This window comes from Serratia sp. ASV30 (genome assembly GCF_016428815.1).
In the GTDB taxonomy this organism is placed as follows: domain Bacteria; phylum Pseudomonadota; class Gammaproteobacteria; order Enterobacterales; family Enterobacteriaceae; genus Chania; species Chania fonticola_C.
In genome coordinates, this window is sequence record NZ_JAELTL010000001.1 from 59,903 (window position 1) to 76,535 (window position 16,633).

A 16,633-nucleotide genomic window follows, 5' to 3' on the forward strand; every position below is an offset into this window, starting at 1 on the left:
AGTTGTCATGATTGATTCGCCCCGTGTATGTGTGCAGGTACAGAGTGTGTATGTGGAATCACAATCGATACCTGAGGAAGAACGTTACGTCTTCGCGTATACCGTTACCATCCGTAATCTGGGGCGCTTTGACGTGCAACTGCTGGGCCGTTACTGGCTGATAACCAACAGTAACGGTCGGCAAACTGAAGTTCAGGGCGAGGGAGTGATCGGTGAACAGCCTATTATCCAGCCCGGCAGCGAGTTCCAATATACCAGCGGTGCGATACTCGAAACGCCGCTGGGCACCATGGAAGGCCACTATGAAATGGTTGATCAACAGGGTCAGCCATTCCGTACCGCTATTCCGGTGTTCCGTTTAGCCATCCCTACGCTGATCCACTAATATGTCGACATATCTTATCGGCGACGTTCATGGCTGTTTCGATGAACTGCAGTCGCTATTAGCTCAGGTGAATTTCGATCCCCTGCAAGACCAACTGTGGCTGACAGGCGATCTGGTCGCCCGTGGCCCCGGCTCGCTCGAAGTGCTGCGCTACGTCCGCTCTCTCGGCACGGCAGTGCGTATGGTTCTGGGTAACCACGACCTGCATCTGCTGGCGGTGTACGCCGGTATCAGCCGTAATAAACCCAAAGACCGCATGACCCCTCTGCTCGAAGCGCCTGATGCTGACGAGTTGATCAACTGGCTGCGTCGCCAGCCGGTGCTGCAGGTAGATGATGAACGCAAACTGATCATGGGCCACGCTGGCATTACCCCACAGTGGGATATCGAGACCGCACAGATGTGTGCCCGTGAAGTGGAAGCGGTACTCAGCAGCGACAGCTATCCCTTGTTCCTGGATGCGATGTACGGTGATATGCCCAACAACTGGAGCCCGGAACTGAGCGGGTTGGCACGCCTGCGCTTTAGCACCAATGCCTTGACCCGCATGCGCTATTGCTTCCCTAACGGCCAGTTGGACATGATCTGCAAAGATGCGCCGGGCACCGCTCCCGCTCCGCTGAAACCCTGGTTTGATCTGCCACGTCTGGTCGATCCCGAATACAGCATCATCTTCGGTCACTGGGCTTCACTGGAAGGCAGAGGTACGCCGGAAGGGATCATCGGTCTGGATACCGGTTGCTGTTGGGGCGGGGATTTGACCCTACTGTGTTGGGAAGACAAGCGCTACTTTACCCAGCCAAGCAACCGTCGTGATGCGATAGACGGCGCGGATACGCTGGCAGCGTCTTAAAACGACAATGGGCACCCAAGGGTGCCCATTTGATAGCTAACCCGCCTTAGCGGCGTTCCAAAATCTCAAAACAGTAACCATGCGAGTTCAGTGCATCCGCATCGTGGAAGGCGCTGAACGACGTTTCCCATTCGTCCGGCTCGTAATCCGGGAAGTAGGTATCGCCACCCACTTCGGTATCGATATGCGTCAGATACATCCGGGAAGCCCGTGGCAGGAACTGGCTATAAATGCTGCCACCGCCCATCACCATCACTTCCTCCACCTCGCCAGCCGCAGCCAAGGCCTCCTCCAGCGAAGTCACCCAGGTCACGCCAGGTTCTTTACCCGGCTGGCTGCTTAACACGATATTATGGCGGCCCGGTAATGGGCGGCCAATCGACTCAAAGGTCTTACGGCCCATAATCACCGGTTTATTTAACGTGTTACGTTTAAACCACGCCAAATCCTCCGGCAGGTGCCACGGCATGGCATTTTCCATACCAATAACGCGATCCGCCGCCAAAGCAGCAATCAGGCTGATAATCATTGTTTAACCCTGTATAGGCAGCAAAATTGTTCACACTATACGTAAAGCCCCGGCCACCGTCGATAGACGAATCGAGCGATAGTCATATATCGGACGGCTCTGAACATAAACTCCAATAATCCCAGATCCTTAGAAAAAGCCCTAAACGCCGGGACGTTTACGATACAGCCACAGACCCGGTACCGACAGGCCAATCGACAAGGCTCCCACGATAAAACAGGCTTTGAGGAAGTTGGAGATCATCACCGACATCAGGGCTTCGCTGTAGCCCAAATGTGAAATCTCCACCACGCTGATCATCGCGGTATAGGCTGAAATACCGGGGAACATCGGGATCACCGCCGCAACGGTAAACACCTTGGGATGCGCCAGCAGCCAGCGTGACCAGTAAATGCCGATGATACCGATCAGGATGGCGGCCAGGAACGAGCCCCATTCGATATTCATACCGAAATGCATCATCAGCATCCGCGAACCGTGCCCCAGCGCCCCAAGCAAGGCACAGTAGCGCAGCGCTCGCACCGGCACGTTGAACACCATGGCAAAGCCGAGCGCGGGTACTGCCGCCAGCAGCATGTCCTGTAACAGCGCCCACAGCAGGCTCATGACCACCCCCGTAAATCCCACAGCGACATCGCCATCACCACGCCGATGCAGGTTGCCAGCGTCAGTAAACTGGCCATCGCCCAGCGGGCCAGGCCGGTATTCACGTGGCCTTTAAACATATCGGCTACCGCGTTGATCAGCGGGAAACCGGGCACCAGCAACAGCACGCTGGCCGCCATCGCTACGCTGGAGGTTTGGTGGAAAAACGGCACACGTAACAGCAGGCCGGAGACCGACGTGGCGACAAAGGCCGTCAGGCAAAAGTTGATCAGCGGATTCATATGGCGAGCGGTCAGCATCTGGCGCACAAACATCGCCAGACCACTGGCCATAAAGGTGACCGCAAAAGCATCTGGCCCGCCGCCGTTGAGCATGCTGAAACAGCCACAGGACAACCCCACCATCAGCACCACCAGCCAACGCGGATAGCGCAGCGGACGGATTTTTTCAAAGCGCCGCGCCACGTCATGGACGTCAGCCAAATGGTGTTCCGCCAGGATCACAATGTGCTGCACCTCGGTCACCATTTGCATGTTGATCCCACGATCGACGTTCTTTCGCGTGGTGGTCAGGCAGGCATCATTGCTGATGGTGGTAAGCACCACGGCGTTGGCCGAGATGGAGCTTTCTACACTATCCATGCCAAGCGCCAGGCCCAAACGAGTCGAGAGTTGTTCCACCACCATGCTTTCCGCCCCGTGCTGTAGCAGCAGCAACGCACACTGAATACACAGACGGGTGATCTCACGCTGTTGCTGGTTTACACCGGGTATCTCTGCGGTTAATTCCTTTTTCATGTCGCTCAATCACATCCTCTTAATGAAGACCCATCATATAACCAGAGATTAGTGTAATAGGTTGATGCACGTCAGGAGGAGTGGCGTTATTATCAGCAGAATTAGGCCTTTTTCAGAGACTCGCTCATGCTTGAAACCTCATTGTTTGTCGCCGGTATTGCCACGCTCGGCATGCTTTCCCCCGGGCCAGACTTTTTTCTGGTGATTAAAAACGCGGCGCGCTATCCGCGCCTGGCAGCAATGATGACCGCGTTCGGCGTGATCTGCGGCGTGGCAACTCATATGTCTTACTGTGTCGCGGGCCTGGCGGTAGTGATCACCACCACGCCGTGGTTGTTCAACGTGCTGAAATACGCCGGTGCGGTGTACCTGATTTGGGTCGGTATTCAAGCCTTGTTGTCACGCGGTGGCAGCAAGATGAACGTCAGCAGCCTGCCTCAACAGCAGGTCAGCCTGAAAAGCGCCTTTGTACAAGGTTATCTGTGTAATCTGCTCAACCCGAAAGCCACGCTGTTCTTCCTCGCGGTGTTTACCCAGGTATTGCAAATCAACTCCGGCCTGGGTGAAAAACTGTGGTATGCCGGGATTATTTTCGGTCTTTCCGCCGTTTGGTGGCCGGTGCTAGTGTTTTTAATCCAAAGTGGGCCGGTGCGCCGTGGGCTGGAGAAAACCCAGAAGGTGGTCGATAAGCTGCTGGGTGGGATGTTAATCGCCTTGGGCATCAAGGTCGCGCTGAGCTGAGAAACCGGCGAGGGGCACCCCCTCGCCAGCCAATTACCCTTTCGCTTCCACTACCTCTTCCTCAGGCGCTTTGCCATCAATACTGCCGCGCCAGCCGTTTTGTTGCACGTGAGATAGGCGCATCTGATCTTGCTCGATGGCCGACGACAGCATTTCTTTAGCCCGTTGCAAGCTGGCGACACGGAACTCGGTATCTTCGTAGTTCTCCAGCGTATCCTCCAGCATCTTCAGGTTATAACGCCGGAAGGTATCCGCCTTTTCACGGGCTTCGTAGGCGTCCAACCCCAGCAGTTCGAGAGTTTCTCTGCCGATCAGTAACGAGCTTTCAAAGGTTTCCCGCGCAGGTTTTTCCACCCCCAACTGCCGCAGTTGATACCAGTGGTCCACATCGCGGGCACGCGCCACCACTTTCAGGTGCGGGAAATGGCGTTTGACCAGTGCCGTCAGTTGCAGGTTCGCCTCCACGTCGTCGATGGCGTTAATCAGGATTTTGGCATGTTCCGCTCCTGCCGCTTCCAACAGATCGGCCCGCGTCGCATCACCATAGAACACCTTGGTGCCAAATTTGCGCAGCGTTTCGATATGGTCCGGATCGTGATCCAGCACCACGGTATGCACGCCGTTGGCCAGCAGCATACGGCCAGCGATCTGGCCAAAACGGCCAAAACCGGCGATGATCACGCTGGCATTCTCTTCGTCGATCACATCTGCCGGGCGTTCGTCCTGCGGGGCATTCTTGGCCAGGCGAGCGGCAACCACCAGCAGCAATGGCGTGGCAGCCATCGAAAGTGCAACGGCCAACGTCAGCGATTTAGCCCATTCGAGCGGCAACACACCGGCCATCTGCGCCGCAGCGAAGATCACAAAGGCAAACTCACTGCCCTGCCCCAGCAAAATGGCGAACAGCCCGCGCTGGCGCTTGGGGACCCCTAGCATTGGCGCAACCAGCCACAGTAGCACCGCCTTCAGCAGCATGAAACCCAGCAACAGCGAGGCAATCAGCAACGGGTGATGGAACAGCGTGCCAAAGTCGATCGACATCCCCACGCCGATAAAGAACAACCCAAGCAGCAGGCCTTTAAATGGCTGAATATCGCTTTCCAGCGCATGGCGATATTCGGAACTGGCCAGCAACACGCCAGCCAGGAAGGCCCCCATCGCCATCGATAGCCCAGCCATCTCCAGCAGAATGCCAAAACCAAACACCAGGAACAGCGCCACGGCGCTGAAGACTTCACGCATGCCGGAACGCGCCACAAAGTGCAGCAAAGGCCGGGTAACATAACGCCCCAGCAGCACCACGACCGCCAGCGCCCCCACCACCTTGGCGGCAGAAAACACAAAAGCACCCAGCGTGGTAGCCGCTCCGCTGCTGGCCAACAGTGGGATCATCGCCACCAGGGGAATAGCGGCAATATCCTGGAACAACAGCACCGCAAACGAGCTGCGGCCAATCGGCGAAGGCGTCAAGTTACGCTCACTCATCGCCTGCATGGCTATCGCCGTTGAGGAGAGTGCTAACGTCAAGCCAATCAGCAAGGCGACCTGCCAATTCAACCCGAGGAAATAGCAGAAGGCGCTCAACACCAGGCCGCATCCCACCATTTGGATGCTCCCACCACCAAATACCGCTGCCCGCAACGTCCACAGCCGCCGAGGATCCAACTCAAGCCCGATGATAAACAGCATCAGCACTACGCCAATTTCGGCAAAGGTCAGTATCGACTCCGGATCGGAAACCAGTTTCAGCCCCCAGGGGCCAATGACACAGCCCGCAATCAGGTAGCCGAGTACCGATCCCAACCCCAGGCGTACGGCAATCGGCACCAACAACCCGGCCGATCCCAGATAGATCAGCCCTTCAATCATCATCGAGTGATTATCCATTCACTGACTCCTGCTCTGCTGCTGGCTCGCTGTGTTCCATCAGATACTGCACCAGCCGCTGACGATAGGCTTCCCCTGCGGCGATCAAAGCCGGTTCGTTACAGGTAAAGGTGTTGTGCACGGCAAAATACGGTTGCCACTTCATACCGCAGTAAATCGCCGTGGCCTGTAGTGGCTGACCCAGAGCGGCAAAGTTGGGGTAATCGCCCAAAGCGAAATGCTGCTCATCTCCGCCGCTGGTGACAGCCCACAGGCAGTCTTTCCCCACCAGGGCGTTGCCCTCGTGGCCATAGGCCCAGCCATGCTCCAGCACTTTGTCGATCCACAGTTTCAACAATGGCGGCAAGCTGTACCACTGCATCGGATGCTGTAAAACCACCATATCGGCCCGTTCCAGCGCCCGCTGCTCGGCGTTGATATCGATATTAAAATCTGGATACAGTTCGTACAGCGTGCGAACCTCCACACCGGGAATGTCTTTTACCGCCTGTAGTAACCGTTGATTGGCATGAGAATGCCGGGGATAGGGATGAGCGTAAATAATCAGGATCATGCGCTTCTCGTTGTTGCGTTTCATACAACGAGTATATACCAGTCACCGTGCCGCCATTACTGGCATAAAAACTTGCTGCCCCAATGCCCCCATCCTCTAACCATCAGGATACGGGGGCAATATGGCATCACTGGCTTACGGTAATTATTGATTTAACGTGTTGATAATCTCAAACAAACGGTCAATTTCCTGGCGAGTGTTGTAATGCATCAATCCGATCCGCACGACACCGCCACGTTGCTCCAGACCCAGTTGGCGGATTAGCCCCAGCGCATAAAAATGCCCGTTGCCGACACAAATATTGTGCTCTCCCAGCGCTCTGGCAACCGATTCAGGCAGCCCGTGTTCAAACGTCACGGCGAAAGTCGGGGTTCGGCAGTTGGCATCAGGCCGATCGATACCGTACAAACGCGCCCCCCTGACTTGCCGTAGCTTATCCAGGAAATAAGCGCTAAGCGCTTCTTCATGTTGGCTGAGTTGGCTAAAGCTGTCTTGCAAGCGCTGCCGCAATGGCGCACCCGGTTCTCCCCACTGAGCCAGGTATTCGATCGCAGCAGTCACCCCCGCGAGCCCTTCAAAACTCTGAGTTCCCGTCTCGAAACGCCCAGGGCCAAGATCGGTGGCCGGCTCGACCTTGTAAGGACGTAACGTTTGCAACCACGGCGTAGCCAGATAGGCAATCCCGACGTGTGGGCCAAAAAATTTATACGCGGAACACAGGAGTATGTCGCAACCCAACGCCTGAACATCAATAAGGCGGTGCGGGGCATAGTGCACTGCATCTACATATACCAAAGCGCCAACCTGGTGTGCCGCCTCGACGATACGCTTTATATCCACGATCGAGCCTGTGGTATTTGACGCATAGGTGACTGCCACCAACCGGGTTTTGGCGTTCATGAGCGCACAAAGTTTATCGACGTCTAACGTACAATCCTGCGTATTAACAGGAACCTGATGGACAACGACCTGTTTATCGGCAGCGGCCTGTTGCCAGCTCGAAACGTTCGCATAGTGATCCAGAGCGGTGACGATCACCTCATCCCCGGCTTGCCAATCCCGGCTGATAGCGCGGCTCAGCTGAAAAGTCAGTGAGGTCATGTTGGCGCCAAAGACAATGTTGTCGGCCGAGTTGGCATTCAAGAACGCCCGCACGGACTCTCTGGCTTGTAACATCACTCGCTCAGTGGCTTTGCTGGAAAAATAATGTCCCCCCAGGTTGGCATTATGGTGGCCCAAATAATCGACCATCTTGTCTAACACCGTGCGCGGGACCTGTGAGCCACCGGGACCATCAAAGAACACCACGCTTTTTCCTTGATACAGCTGACCCAGAGCGCTGAATTGCGTCCGGCTTTGTTCAGGCGTAAATTTCATGCCACCCTCGCTGTCAGAACAAAAACATCCATATGCCCTTCTTTATCGGTCACGACGGCACGGATTGGGCAGGCGTTATGCCACAGCTTACTATCAGCAATCATCGCAACTTCGCCATTTTCCAACACCTTACGGAAAAATGGCTCTTCGCGATTGCTGTTATAGAGCAGGATATCCCCCCCGACAATGTTATGCCTGTCGATACCGACTATCGCGATATGATCAAAACCATCACGATGGATGCCTTCTGGTGCCACCTGAGTTTCATCATAGGTGGTGGTAATGCGGATTTGGTGGATCTCGATTTCCTGGTTGTTCGGTAGATCATTGCTGTCAACAAAGAGCCCACACATTTCGCGCATGCCCTCATTTTGCCAGGTCGTGGCCAGGAGCGGTTCGAACTGGCGGACAATATTGCCCTGAAAATGGTTGATATCTTCAGTTTGTACAAACTCATGTTTGCCCGTCTCTACCACTTTTCCATCCTGAAAACGCATGACGGAATAACGCCGCAGGCGGTACTTGCCATCCGCATGCTGGGTGTGGGGAAGCGTGTTGAATGAAGGAGCCAGTTGAGCAATCCCCTCCTGGCTAAGATGGGTGATCTGCAGGATATTCTCGTGTTTGTTTAGCATGATGACACCTTATTGAACAGGCCCGTTTTACAACAGAAAATAACAGTAATCATCATTAAAAATAGATAAAGATAATGGGATATCAAATTTCTCATCACAAAAATATGACGCACGCCCACAAAATCAGCACAAGCCGCAAATCATCACTTTTGGGTTGCCGCGGCAATAAAAAAGGCGCTGCAAAAGCAGCGCCTCAGTGGTAGCCAAGTTATTAACTTACTTGGTGATACGTGCGTGCAGTTCCTGTACCGACGTGACCTGCTCGGTTGGATCGGCCTTCATCGCCATCGAGGTAGCAAAGCCGCCGTTCATCGTGGTGTCGTAGTGCACTTTATACTGCAGCGCACTGCGGCGGATCAGCTTGGAGTCTTCAATCGCCTGACGCCCCGCCGTAGTATTCACGATGTAGGTGTATTCGCCGTTCTTGATGCGGTCCTGAATGTGCGGACGCCCTTCATGCACCTTGTTGACCAGGCGTGGGTTAATCCCCGCTTCGCCCAGCACCACTGCGGTGCCGTGGGTAGCATCCAGTTCAAAGCCCTGCTTGAGCAGGCTGGCAGCCAAATCCACCACGCGAGCCTTGTCCCCACTGCGAACTGACAGCAGCGCACGGCCTTTCTTCATGCCGGAGTTACTGCCCAACATCGCCTTGGAGAAGGCTTCGGCGAAGGTACGGCCAACGCCCATCACTTCACCGGTCGAGCGCATTTCTGGCCCGAGGATCGGGTCAACGCCTGGGAACTTGTTGAACGGCAGCACCACTTCCTTGACCGAGTAGTACGGCGGGATGACCTCTTCAGTCACGCCCTGTTCGGCCAGTGATTTACCGGCCATCACGCGCGCCGCCACTTTTGCCAACGCTACGCCGGTAGCCTTGGAAACGAACGGCACGGTACGTGCGGCACGTGGGTTCACTTCGATCAGGTAGACTTCGTTGTTCTTCACCGCAAACTGCACGTTCATCAGACCACGAACCTGCAGCTCAAACGCCAGTTTTTCTACCTGCTGGCGCATCACATCCTGGATCTCTTTGCTCAGCGTGTAGGCTGGCAGTGAACAAGCGGAGTCACCGGAGTGGACGCCAGCCTGTTCGATATGCTCCATGATGCCACCGATCAGCACGCGCTCGCCGTCACAGATAGCATCCACATCCACTTCTACCGCATCGTCCAGGAAGCGGTCCAGCAGCACTGGCGCGTCGTTGGATACGCTGACCGCGTTCTGGAAGTAACGACGCAGGTCGATGTCGTCGTAAACGATCTCCATCGCACGGCCACCCAGTACGTAGGATGGGCGCACCACCAGCGGATAACCGATGCCGGCCGCTTTCTCAACCGCCTGCTCGATGGTTGCCACGGTGGCGTTGGCCGGCTGCTTCAGGCCCAAGCGGTTAACCGCCTGCTGGAAACGTTCACGGTCTTCGGCACGGTCAATCGCATCAGGGCTGGTGCCAATAATCGGCACGCCTGCCGCTTCCAACTCACGCGCCAGTTTCAACGGGGTTTGCCCGCCATACTGCACGATCACGCCTTTTGGCTTCTCGATACGGACGATTTCCAGCACGTCTTCCAGCGTCACTGGTTCGAAGTACAAGCGATCCGAGGTGTCGTAGTCGGTAGAGACGGTTTCCGGGTTACAGTTGACCATGATGGTCTCGTAGCCGTCTTCGCGCAGCGCCAGCGAGGCGTGTACGCAGCAATAGTCGAACTCGATGCCCTGGCCGATACGGTTCGGGCCACCGCCCAGGATCATGATTTTCGGACGATCGTTGGTCGGGTTGGATTCACACTCGTCTTCATAGGTGGAATACATGTAGGCGGTGTCGGTCGCAAACTCGGCCGCACAGGTGTCCACACGCTTGTAGACCGGGTGCATGTTGAAGCTGTGGCGCAGCTTGCGGATTTCGCTTTCAGCCACGCCAGCCAGCTTGGCCAGGCGCGCATCGGCAAAGCCTTTACGCTTGAGCGTACGCAGGAAATCAGCGTTCAGGCCGTTGATACCCGCTTCGGCAACCTGCTCTTCCAGACGCACCAGCTCTTCAATCTGCACCAGGAACCAGCGGTCGATGTTGGTCAGGTTGAACACGCCATCGACGGACAGACCGGCACGGAAAGCATCGGCGATGTACCAGATACGATCGGAACCCGCATCCTTGAGCTCACGGCGGATCTTGGTCAAGGCTTCCGGATCGTCCAGGCTCACTTTCGGATCGAACCCGGTCGCGCCCACTTCCAGGCCGCGCAGCGCTTTCTGCAATGACTCTTGCTGGGTGCGGCCAATCGCCATCACTTCGCCGACCGACTTCATCTGGGTGGTCAGGCGATCGTTGGCACCGGCAAACTTCTCGAAGTTGAAGCGCGGGATCTTGGTGACGACATAGTCGATGGACGGCTCAAAGGAGGCTGGCGTACGGCCACCGGTGATGTCGTTCATCAGCTCATCGAGGGTGTAACCCACCGCCAGCTTGGCGGCGATCTTGGCAATCGGGAAGCCGGTCGCTTTCGAGGCCAGCGCCGATGAACGGGATACGCGTGGGTTCATTTCAATCACGATCAGGCGGCCGGTTTTCGGGTTCACCGAGAACTGCACGTTGGAGCCGCCGGTTTCCACCCCGATCTCACGCAGCACCGCCATCGAGGCGTTACGCATGATTTGGTATTCTTTGTCGGTCAGCGTTTGCGCTGGAGCCACCGTGATGGAGTCACCGGTATGGATACCCATAGCATCGATGTTTTCGATCGAGCAGACGATGATGCAGTTGTCATTCTTATCGCGCACCACCTCCATCTCGTACTCTTTCCAGCCGATCAGCGATTCGTCAATCAGCAGCTCTTTGGTCGGGGACAGATCCAGACCACGTTCGCAGATTTCTTCGAACTCTTCGCGGTTATAGGCGATGCCGCCACCGGTGCCGCCCATGGTGAATGACGGGCGGATAATGCATGGGAAGCCCACATCAGCGGCCACCGCCAACGCTTCTTCCATATTATGGGCGATGCCGGAACGCGCCGTGTCCAGGCCAATTTTCTTCATGGCGATATCGAAACGGCGGCGGTCTTCGGCTTTGTCGATGGCATCGGCGGTAGCGCCGATCATGGTGACGCCAAACTCGGCCAGTACACCCTGACGTTCCAACTCCAACGCACAGTTCAGCGCGGTTTGCCCACCCATGGTTGGCAGCACCGCATCCGGGCGCTCTTTCTCGATGATTTTACGCACCACTTCCCAGTGGATCGGCTCGATGTAGGTGGCATCGGCCATTTCCGGGTCGGTCATGATGGTGGCCGGGTTCGAGTTGACCAGTACGACGCGATAACCTTCTTCACGCAGCGCCTTACACGCCTGGGCACCAGAGTAGTCAAATTCACACGCCTGGCCGATAACGATCGGGCCAGCGCCGAGGATCAGGATGCTTTTTATATCTGTACGTTTTGGCATGGCTTTTCTGGCTCCTGATTATTTGGCGTTGGTACGGTAAGTCTCAATCAGTTCGATAAAGTGATCGAACAGCGGCGCGGCATCGTGCGGGCCTGGGCTGGCTTCTGGGTGGCCCTGGAAACTGAACGCGGCTTTATCGGTACGATGGATGCCCTGCACCGTGTGGTCGAACAGGGATTTATGCGTGACCCGCAATGTGTTCGGCAGATTATTTTCATCGACGGCAAAGCCGTGGTTCTGCGCGGTGATCATCACGGTATTGTTATCCAGATCCTTCACCGGGTGGTTACCGCCGTGGTGGCCAAGCTTCATCTTCATGGTTTTGGCACCGCTGGCCAGCGCCAACAGTTGGTGGCCCAGGCAGATACCAAATACCGGGATATCGGTTTCCAGGAAACGTTTGATGGCGGTGATGGCGTAATCGCAAGGCTCCGGGTCACCAGGGCCGTTGGACAGGAAGATGCCGTCCGGATTCATTTTCAGTACGTCTTCCGCAGGGGTTTGCGCTGGCACCACGGTGAGGCGGCAGCCGCGATCCACCAGCATACGCAGGATATTACGCTTGGCGCCGTAATCGTAGGCCACTACATGGTAAGGCAGTTCGCCCGCAGGTTTAGCCTCCGGCAAATCGCCTTCCAGCGTCCAGCTCCCCTGTTGCCAGGCGTAAGCTTCTTTGGTGGTGACCTCTTTTGCCAGGTCCATGCCTTTCAGGCCAGGGAAAGCCTTGGCTTTTTGCAGCGCCAGATCGGCATCGGTGAGGTCGCCCGCGATGATGCAGCCGTTCTGTGCGCCTTTCTCACGCAGCAGACGAGTCAGCTTGCGGGTATCGATATCGGCAATCGCCACAATATTGTGACGCTTGAGGTAATCGGCCAGGCCCATTTCGTTGCGGTAGTTGCTGGCAATCAGGGGCAGGTCGCGGATGACAAGGCCTTGAGCATGAACAGCGGAGGATTCTGCGTCGGAATCATTGGTGCCGACATTGCCGATATGAGGATAAGTAAGAGTAACGATCTGGCGGGAGTAGGAAGGATCAGTGAGGATTTCTTGATAACCGGTCATCGAGGTATTGAAGACCACTTCCCCCACTGCCGTACCTTCTGCCCCGATGGCCCGACCGTGGAATTGGGTTCCGTCTTCCAGAACCAATAGCGCTGACTTAATCAAAACACCCTCCGAGGAATAATCAATCACAATATTTGCATATTAATTCAGATTTCACGCCCTAAATCAATGCAAAAACCGCCCTCAAGGCCAATTTTTGGCAAATTGGGCGCATTTTAATGATGAGCGCCCCGCTTGTCTAGATAAAGCGCCATTTTTTTCATTATTTTTGCAGCCTTCAGGGTTTAAAGGGTGTCACAGGCACAAAAACACCAGCAAACTTGACCGGGTAAACGGTTGCGAGACACAGTGACAGAAAAAATGGCTTAAAACAGCTTAAATCTGCGTGGGGAGCAATAAAGATGACATAAAAAACAGGAATAAGACTAGATAACATATAAAAACAATAGCCACATCATTAAAAATGATCGTAACCCTCATTTTCAATGTTAAAAAAAAGGACAATAAAATTATTGTCCGATTATCATATCATTATGATAAACACAACCACATCACGATGGTGTTCATTAAAATTATAACTGGTCTAAACCGAGCACATCACGCATATCAAACAGCCCATTATGCTGGTTTGATATCCATGACGCGGCACGCACCGCGCCATTGGCAAACGTCATCCGGCTTGAGGCTTTATGGGTGATTTCTACCCGCTCGCCAATATCGGCAAACATGGCGGTATGTTCACCCACAATATCCCCGGCACGAATGGTGGCAAAGCCGATGCTCTTTGGATCGCGCTCGCCGGTATAGCCCACGCGCTCGTAAACCGCGCACTCTTTCAGATCGCGTCCCAAGGCACCGGCGATCGCCTCACCCATAGCTAACGCCGTTCCCGAAGGGGCATCGACCTTGTGGCGGTGGTGAGCTTCCACAATTTCGATATCGGTATAATCGCCCATTACCTTGGCCGCTTTTTCCAGCAGCTTGAGCACCACGTTGACGCCCACGCTAAAGTTGGCGGCAAACACGATGCCAATCTGCTGTGCCGCGGCCTGGATCGCCGCTTTACCTGCATCATCAAAACCGGTGGTGCCGATCACCATGGCTTTGCCGTGGGCCACGCAAAACGCCAGATGGGCCAGGGTGCCTTCCGGGCGGGTGAAGTCGATCAGGATATCGAAATCGTTGACAACCTTTTCCAGGTTATCGCTGACGGTGACGCCCAATGCACCAACGCCAGCCAGCTCACCGGCATCTGTGCCAACCAGGCTAGACCCTGGGCGCTCCAGTGCCGCCCCCAATACCACACCCTGTGCCTGCTGCACGGCCTGGATCAATTGGCGCCCCATGCGGCCACCGGAACCCGCAATCGCGATGCGGATTTGTGAATCAGTCATACTTCGCTCTCTTTTATGGTCAAAAGCCACTCCTCGGCTATGGGTTCAGGGTAACTTCCCTACCCTATCACTACCAGAGGATTTGCTTACGGATTAGAAAATTATGATATGCCCGGTATGTTATCAGTAACGCTGTCAATTGATTAACAATTACCCGATTAGCGTCAACCTTCTGCTGCTACATAATCATGCACTATTTATGCATTACGATGAATGGCGATAAAGTCGATTTTTGCTCATTCTGCACGCTAAAGGACGAGCCTAATACCGCAACACATAAAGCCTAAGGCAGGTGGGAGACATACAGGTTAGCCGACCGTTGAGCGCATGGATGCGCGATTCGAGCCCCCTGGGACGGGTTCTTCAGTATGGCTCCCTGCTACACGATTAATTACAGCGAGTTAAAACGCAAAACGGGAAGCCAAGGCTTCCCGTTACTTAATGATATTGGCAACGATCAGTCGATCTGCTTGATATCCATGCGCAGTTCTTTCGGCACTTCAAACACGATATTCTCTTCACGGCCGCTGAGCTCCTGCACGTCTTTGCCGCCCAATGCTTTCAAGCGGCTGATGACGTCCTGAACCAGCACGTCCGGCGCAGAGGCTCCGGCGGTGACGCCAATGTTGCTGGCGTCTTTCAACCAGGATTCCTGAATGTCCGCCGCCGAATCGATCAGATAGGCCGGTTTACCCACACGCTGGGCAAGTTCCGCCAGGCGGTTGGAGTTGGACGAGTTCTTCGACCCCACCACCAGCACCAGGTCGGCATCACCTGCCAAGCTGCGCACCGCTTCCTGACGGTTGGTGGTGGCATAGCAGATATCGTCCTTGCGCGGCCCGATAATATCCGGGAAGCGCTTACGCAACGCATCAATAACGTCGGAAGTATCATCCACCGATAAAGTGGTCTGGGTCATAAAGCACAGGTTATGCTCGTTCTTCACCTGCAATTGCCAGACATCTTCCGGCGACTCAACCAGGTACATGCCCCCCTCAGGGTTACTGTACTGGCCCATGGTGCCTTCCACTTCCGGATGCCCGGCATGGCCAATCAGGATCGCTTCGGTGCCCTTACGGCTGGCCCGAGCCACTTCCATATGCACCTTGGTCACCAATGGGCAGGTGGCATCAAACAGCATGGTCAGATCGCGGGCCTTAGCTTCGGCCCGAACAGCCTGCGACACACCGTGGGCAGAGAAGATCAGGATCGAGCCGTCCGGCACTTCCGCGATCTCTTCGATAAATACCGCCCCGCGCTCGCGCAGGCTTTCGACCACATAGCGGTTATGCACCACTTCGTGACGTACGTAAATCGGCGCACCATAAATCTCCAGCGCACGTTCTACGATGCTGATCGCACGATCGACCCCGGCGCAGAAGCCACGCGGGTTAGCCAGCAATATTTGCATGCGCTTCCTCCTGCTGCGGGTCAATCTCCAGCACTTCGATATCGAAGGTCACCGGATGCCCCGCCAACGGATGGTTGAAATCAACGGTGATCGAATCTTCCGCCACTTCACGCACCACACCAGGCATTTCACTGCCGTCGATGGCGGTAAACAGCATGATGGTGCCAACATCTGGCACGCCGGTTTCGTTAAAATCGCGGCGTGAGAAGAACTGGATCAGATCCGGGTTCTCCGCACCGAACGCGGCTTCCGGTTGCAGGGTAAACGCACATTTGTCCCCTGCCCGCAGGCCGATCAGTTGCTGTTCCAGCGGAGCAGACAGGCTGCCATCGCCCAGGCGGAACAGCGCGGGTTTGCCGTTACCCTGGGTTGATTCCGCGGTCGTTCCATCTGCCAGTTTCAGCGTAAAATGCACCAGCACTGCGCTGTTGCCGTTAACCTGAGCCGTCATATCACTTACCTTCGCTGTTGACGCTTTTCTTCGCCGGCAAGAACCCTTCCAGCACGATCATGGCGGCACCGACGCAGATAAAGCTGTCCGCCAGATTGAAGGTCGGGTAATGCCAGTTGCCGATATAAAAGTCGATGAAATCGACCACAAAGCCATGCCACAGACGATCAAACAGGTTGCCGAGCGCACCGCCGATAATAAAGGCATAGGCGATATTGTTCAGCTTCTGCTGGGCACTGCTGCGATACATCATCACCAGCAGCACCACCACGATGGCGACCGCAATACCGGCAAAGAACCAGCGCTGCCAGCCACCGTGATCCGCCAGGAAACTGAACGCCGCACCGTAATTACGGGCGTAGTACAGGTTGATAGATGGGAACAACGGCTGGGTCTGGCCCAGCACGAAGTTACTCAGGATCCACTGTTTGCTGAAAAAATCCAGCGTCAGCACCACCACTACCAGCCATAGCCAGCGCAAGCCGGTCGAACTTATCGGTCTACTCATCAG

General features: G+C 55.4%; 16 protein-coding genes. 3 read left to right on the top strand and 13 right to left on the bottom strand.

Annotation, left to right across the window (positions count from 1 at the left end; genetic code table 11):
* Positions 1 to 7 precede the first annotated feature (7 nt).
* Positions 8 to 385, top strand: coding sequence for a Co2+/Mg2+ efflux protein ApaG (gene apaG / locus JHD74_RS00255; protein ID WP_024483557.1), 378 nt, complete (start codon positions 8 to 10; stop codon positions 383 to 385).
* Between the two features lies 1 nt (position 386).
* Positions 387 to 1,238 carry a bis(5'-nucleosyl)-tetraphosphatase (symmetrical) ApaH gene (apaH, locus tag JHD74_RS00260; protein WP_199061220.1) on the top strand — a complete coding sequence of 284 codons (852 nt, stop codon included), beginning with the start codon at positions 387 to 389 and terminating at the stop codon, positions 1,236 to 1,238.
* Between the two features lie 46 nt (positions 1,239 to 1,284).
* Here the strand turns inward: apaH and folA are convergent, their stop codons facing one another.
* The 3 genes from folA to JHD74_RS00275 form a co-directional block, all read right to left on the bottom strand.
* Positions 1,285 to 1,767, bottom strand: a complete 483-nt coding sequence (gene folA, locus JHD74_RS00265) for a type 3 dihydrofolate reductase (protein WP_024527197.1) — start codon at positions 1,765 to 1,767, stop codon at positions 1,285 to 1,287.
* A gap of 141 nt (positions 1,768 to 1,908) precedes the next feature.
* On the bottom strand, positions 1,909 to 2,373 hold the full coding sequence (locus tag JHD74_RS00270; protein WP_024483560.1) for a threonine/serine exporter: 465 nt from the start codon (positions 2,371 to 2,373) through the stop codon (positions 1,909 to 1,911).
* Positions 2,370 to 3,170, bottom strand: a complete 801-nt coding sequence (locus tag JHD74_RS00275) for a threonine/serine exporter ThrE family protein (protein WP_024527198.1) — start codon at positions 3,168 to 3,170, stop codon at positions 2,370 to 2,372. The genes JHD74_RS00270 and JHD74_RS00275 overlap by 4 nt, the downstream gene beginning before the upstream one ends.
* Before the next feature lie 126 nt (positions 3,171 to 3,296).
* Here JHD74_RS00275 and JHD74_RS00280 point away from each other — a divergent pair, with 126 nt between their 5' ends.
* A complete protein-coding gene (locus JHD74_RS00280) occupies positions 3,297 to 3,911 on the top strand; it encodes a LysE family translocator (RefSeq protein WP_021179269.1) in 615 nt (204 codons plus the stop codon).
* A 33-nt stretch (positions 3,912 to 3,944) separates the two neighbouring features.
* On the opposite strand, the gene kefC is transcribed toward JHD74_RS00280, so the two are convergent.
* The 10 genes from kefC to lspA form a co-directional block, all read right to left on the bottom strand.
* Positions 3,945 to 5,798: a glutathione-regulated potassium-efflux system protein KefC gene (gene kefC / locus JHD74_RS00285; RefSeq protein WP_024527199.1), complete on the bottom strand. Its 1,854-nt coding sequence runs from the start codon at positions 5,796 to 5,798 to the stop codon at positions 3,945 to 3,947.
* A complete protein-coding gene (gene kefF, locus JHD74_RS00290; RefSeq protein ID WP_024527200.1) occupies positions 5,791 to 6,351 on the bottom strand; it encodes a glutathione-regulated potassium-efflux system oxidoreductase KefF in 561 nt (186 codons plus the stop codon). The genes kefC and kefF overlap by 8 nt, the downstream gene beginning before the upstream one ends.
* Before the next feature lie 144 nt (positions 6,352 to 6,495).
* Entirely contained in the window at positions 6,496 to 7,728 is a 1,233-nt protein-coding gene (locus tag JHD74_RS00295; RefSeq protein ID WP_024527201.1) for a cysteine desulfurase-like protein, read from the bottom strand.
* Positions 7,725 to 8,363: a 2OG-Fe dioxygenase family protein gene (locus JHD74_RS00300; RefSeq protein ID WP_024527202.1), complete on the bottom strand. Its 639-nt coding sequence runs from the start codon at positions 8,361 to 8,363 to the stop codon at positions 7,725 to 7,727. The genes JHD74_RS00295 and JHD74_RS00300 overlap by 4 nt, the downstream gene beginning before the upstream one ends.
* Before the next feature lie 216 nt (positions 8,364 to 8,579).
* Complete coding sequence (gene carB, locus JHD74_RS00305; protein ID WP_024527203.1) at positions 8,580 to 11,801, bottom strand: carbamoyl-phosphate synthase large subunit; 3,222 nt, start codon at positions 11,799 to 11,801, stop codon at positions 8,580 to 8,582.
* Positions 11,802 to 11,819: 18 nt separating this feature from the next.
* A complete protein-coding gene (gene carA / locus JHD74_RS00310; protein ID WP_029710773.1) occupies positions 11,820 to 12,968 on the bottom strand; it encodes a glutamine-hydrolyzing carbamoyl-phosphate synthase small subunit in 1,149 nt (382 codons plus the stop codon).
* A 470-nt stretch (positions 12,969 to 13,438) separates the two neighbouring features.
* Complete coding sequence (gene dapB, locus JHD74_RS00315; protein WP_098928836.1) at positions 13,439 to 14,260, bottom strand: 4-hydroxy-tetrahydrodipicolinate reductase; 822 nt, start codon at positions 14,258 to 14,260, stop codon at positions 13,439 to 13,441.
* Between the two features lie 457 nt (positions 14,261 to 14,717).
* Entirely contained in the window at positions 14,718 to 15,671 is a 954-nt protein-coding gene (gene ispH, locus JHD74_RS00320; protein WP_199061222.1) for a 4-hydroxy-3-methylbut-2-enyl diphosphate reductase, read from the bottom strand.
* Positions 15,652 to 16,122: an FKBP-type peptidyl-prolyl cis-trans isomerase gene (gene fkpB / locus JHD74_RS00325; RefSeq protein ID WP_024483572.1), complete on the bottom strand. Its 471-nt coding sequence runs from the start codon at positions 16,120 to 16,122 to the stop codon at positions 15,652 to 15,654. Before fkpB ends, ispH begins: the two co-directional genes overlap by 20 nt.
* 1 nt (position 16,123) lies before the next feature.
* A complete protein-coding gene (gene lspA / locus JHD74_RS00330; protein ID WP_199061224.1) occupies positions 16,124 to 16,630 on the bottom strand; it encodes a signal peptidase II in 507 nt (168 codons plus the stop codon).
* Positions 16,631 to 16,633 lie beyond the last annotated feature (3 nt).

Bases quoted from the DNA above. Each gene is read 5' to 3' on its own strand.
- kefC (WP_024527199.1), bottom strand. From the start codon at position 5,798: ATGGATAATCACTCGATGATGATTGAAGGGCTGATCTATCTGGGATCG.
- carB (WP_024527203.1), bottom strand. From the start codon at position 11,801: ATGCCAAAACGTACAGATATAAAAAGCATCCTGATCCTCGGCGCTGGC.
- JHD74_RS00280 (WP_021179269.1), top strand. From the start codon at position 3,297: ATGCTTGAAACCTCATTGTTTGTCGCCGGTATTGCCACGCTCGGCATG.
- JHD74_RS00275 (WP_024527198.1), bottom strand. From the start codon at position 3,170: ATGAAAAAGGAATTAACCGCAGAGATACCCGGTGTAAACCAGCAACAG.
- dapB (WP_098928836.1), bottom strand. From the start codon at position 14,260: ATGACTGATTCACAAATCCGCATCGCGATTGCGGGTTCCGGTGGCCGC.
- JHD74_RS00300 (WP_024527202.1), bottom strand. From the start codon at position 8,363: ATGCTAAACAAACACGAGAATATCCTGCAGATCACCCATCTTAGCCAG.
- apaG (WP_024483557.1), top strand. From the start codon at position 8: ATGATTGATTCGCCCCGTGTATGTGTGCAGGTACAGAGTGTGTATGTG.
- fkpB (WP_024483572.1), bottom strand. From the start codon at position 16,122: ATGACGGCTCAGGTTAACGGCAACAGCGCAGTGCTGGTGCATTTTACG.
- lspA (WP_199061224.1), bottom strand. From the start codon at position 16,630: ATGAGTAGACCGATAAGTTCGACCGGCTTGCGCTGGCTATGGCTGGTA.
- JHD74_RS00295 (WP_024527201.1), bottom strand. From the start codon at position 7,728: ATGAAATTTACGCCTGAACAAAGCCGGACGCAATTCAGCGCTCTGGGT.
- apaH (WP_199061220.1), top strand. From the start codon at position 387: ATGTCGACATATCTTATCGGCGACGTTCATGGCTGTTTCGATGAACTG.
- folA (WP_024527197.1), bottom strand. From the start codon at position 1,767: ATGATTATCAGCCTGATTGCTGCTTTGGCGGCGGATCGCGTTATTGGT.
- ispH (WP_199061222.1), bottom strand. From the start codon at position 15,671: ATGCAAATATTGCTGGCTAACCCGCGTGGCTTCTGCGCCGGGGTCGAT.
- JHD74_RS00270 (WP_024483560.1), bottom strand. From the start codon at position 2,373: ATGAGCCTGCTGTGGGCGCTGTTACAGGACATGCTGCTGGCGGCAGTA.
- kefF (WP_024527200.1), bottom strand. From the start codon at position 6,351: ATGATCCTGATTATTTACGCTCATCCCTATCCCCGGCATTCTCATGCC.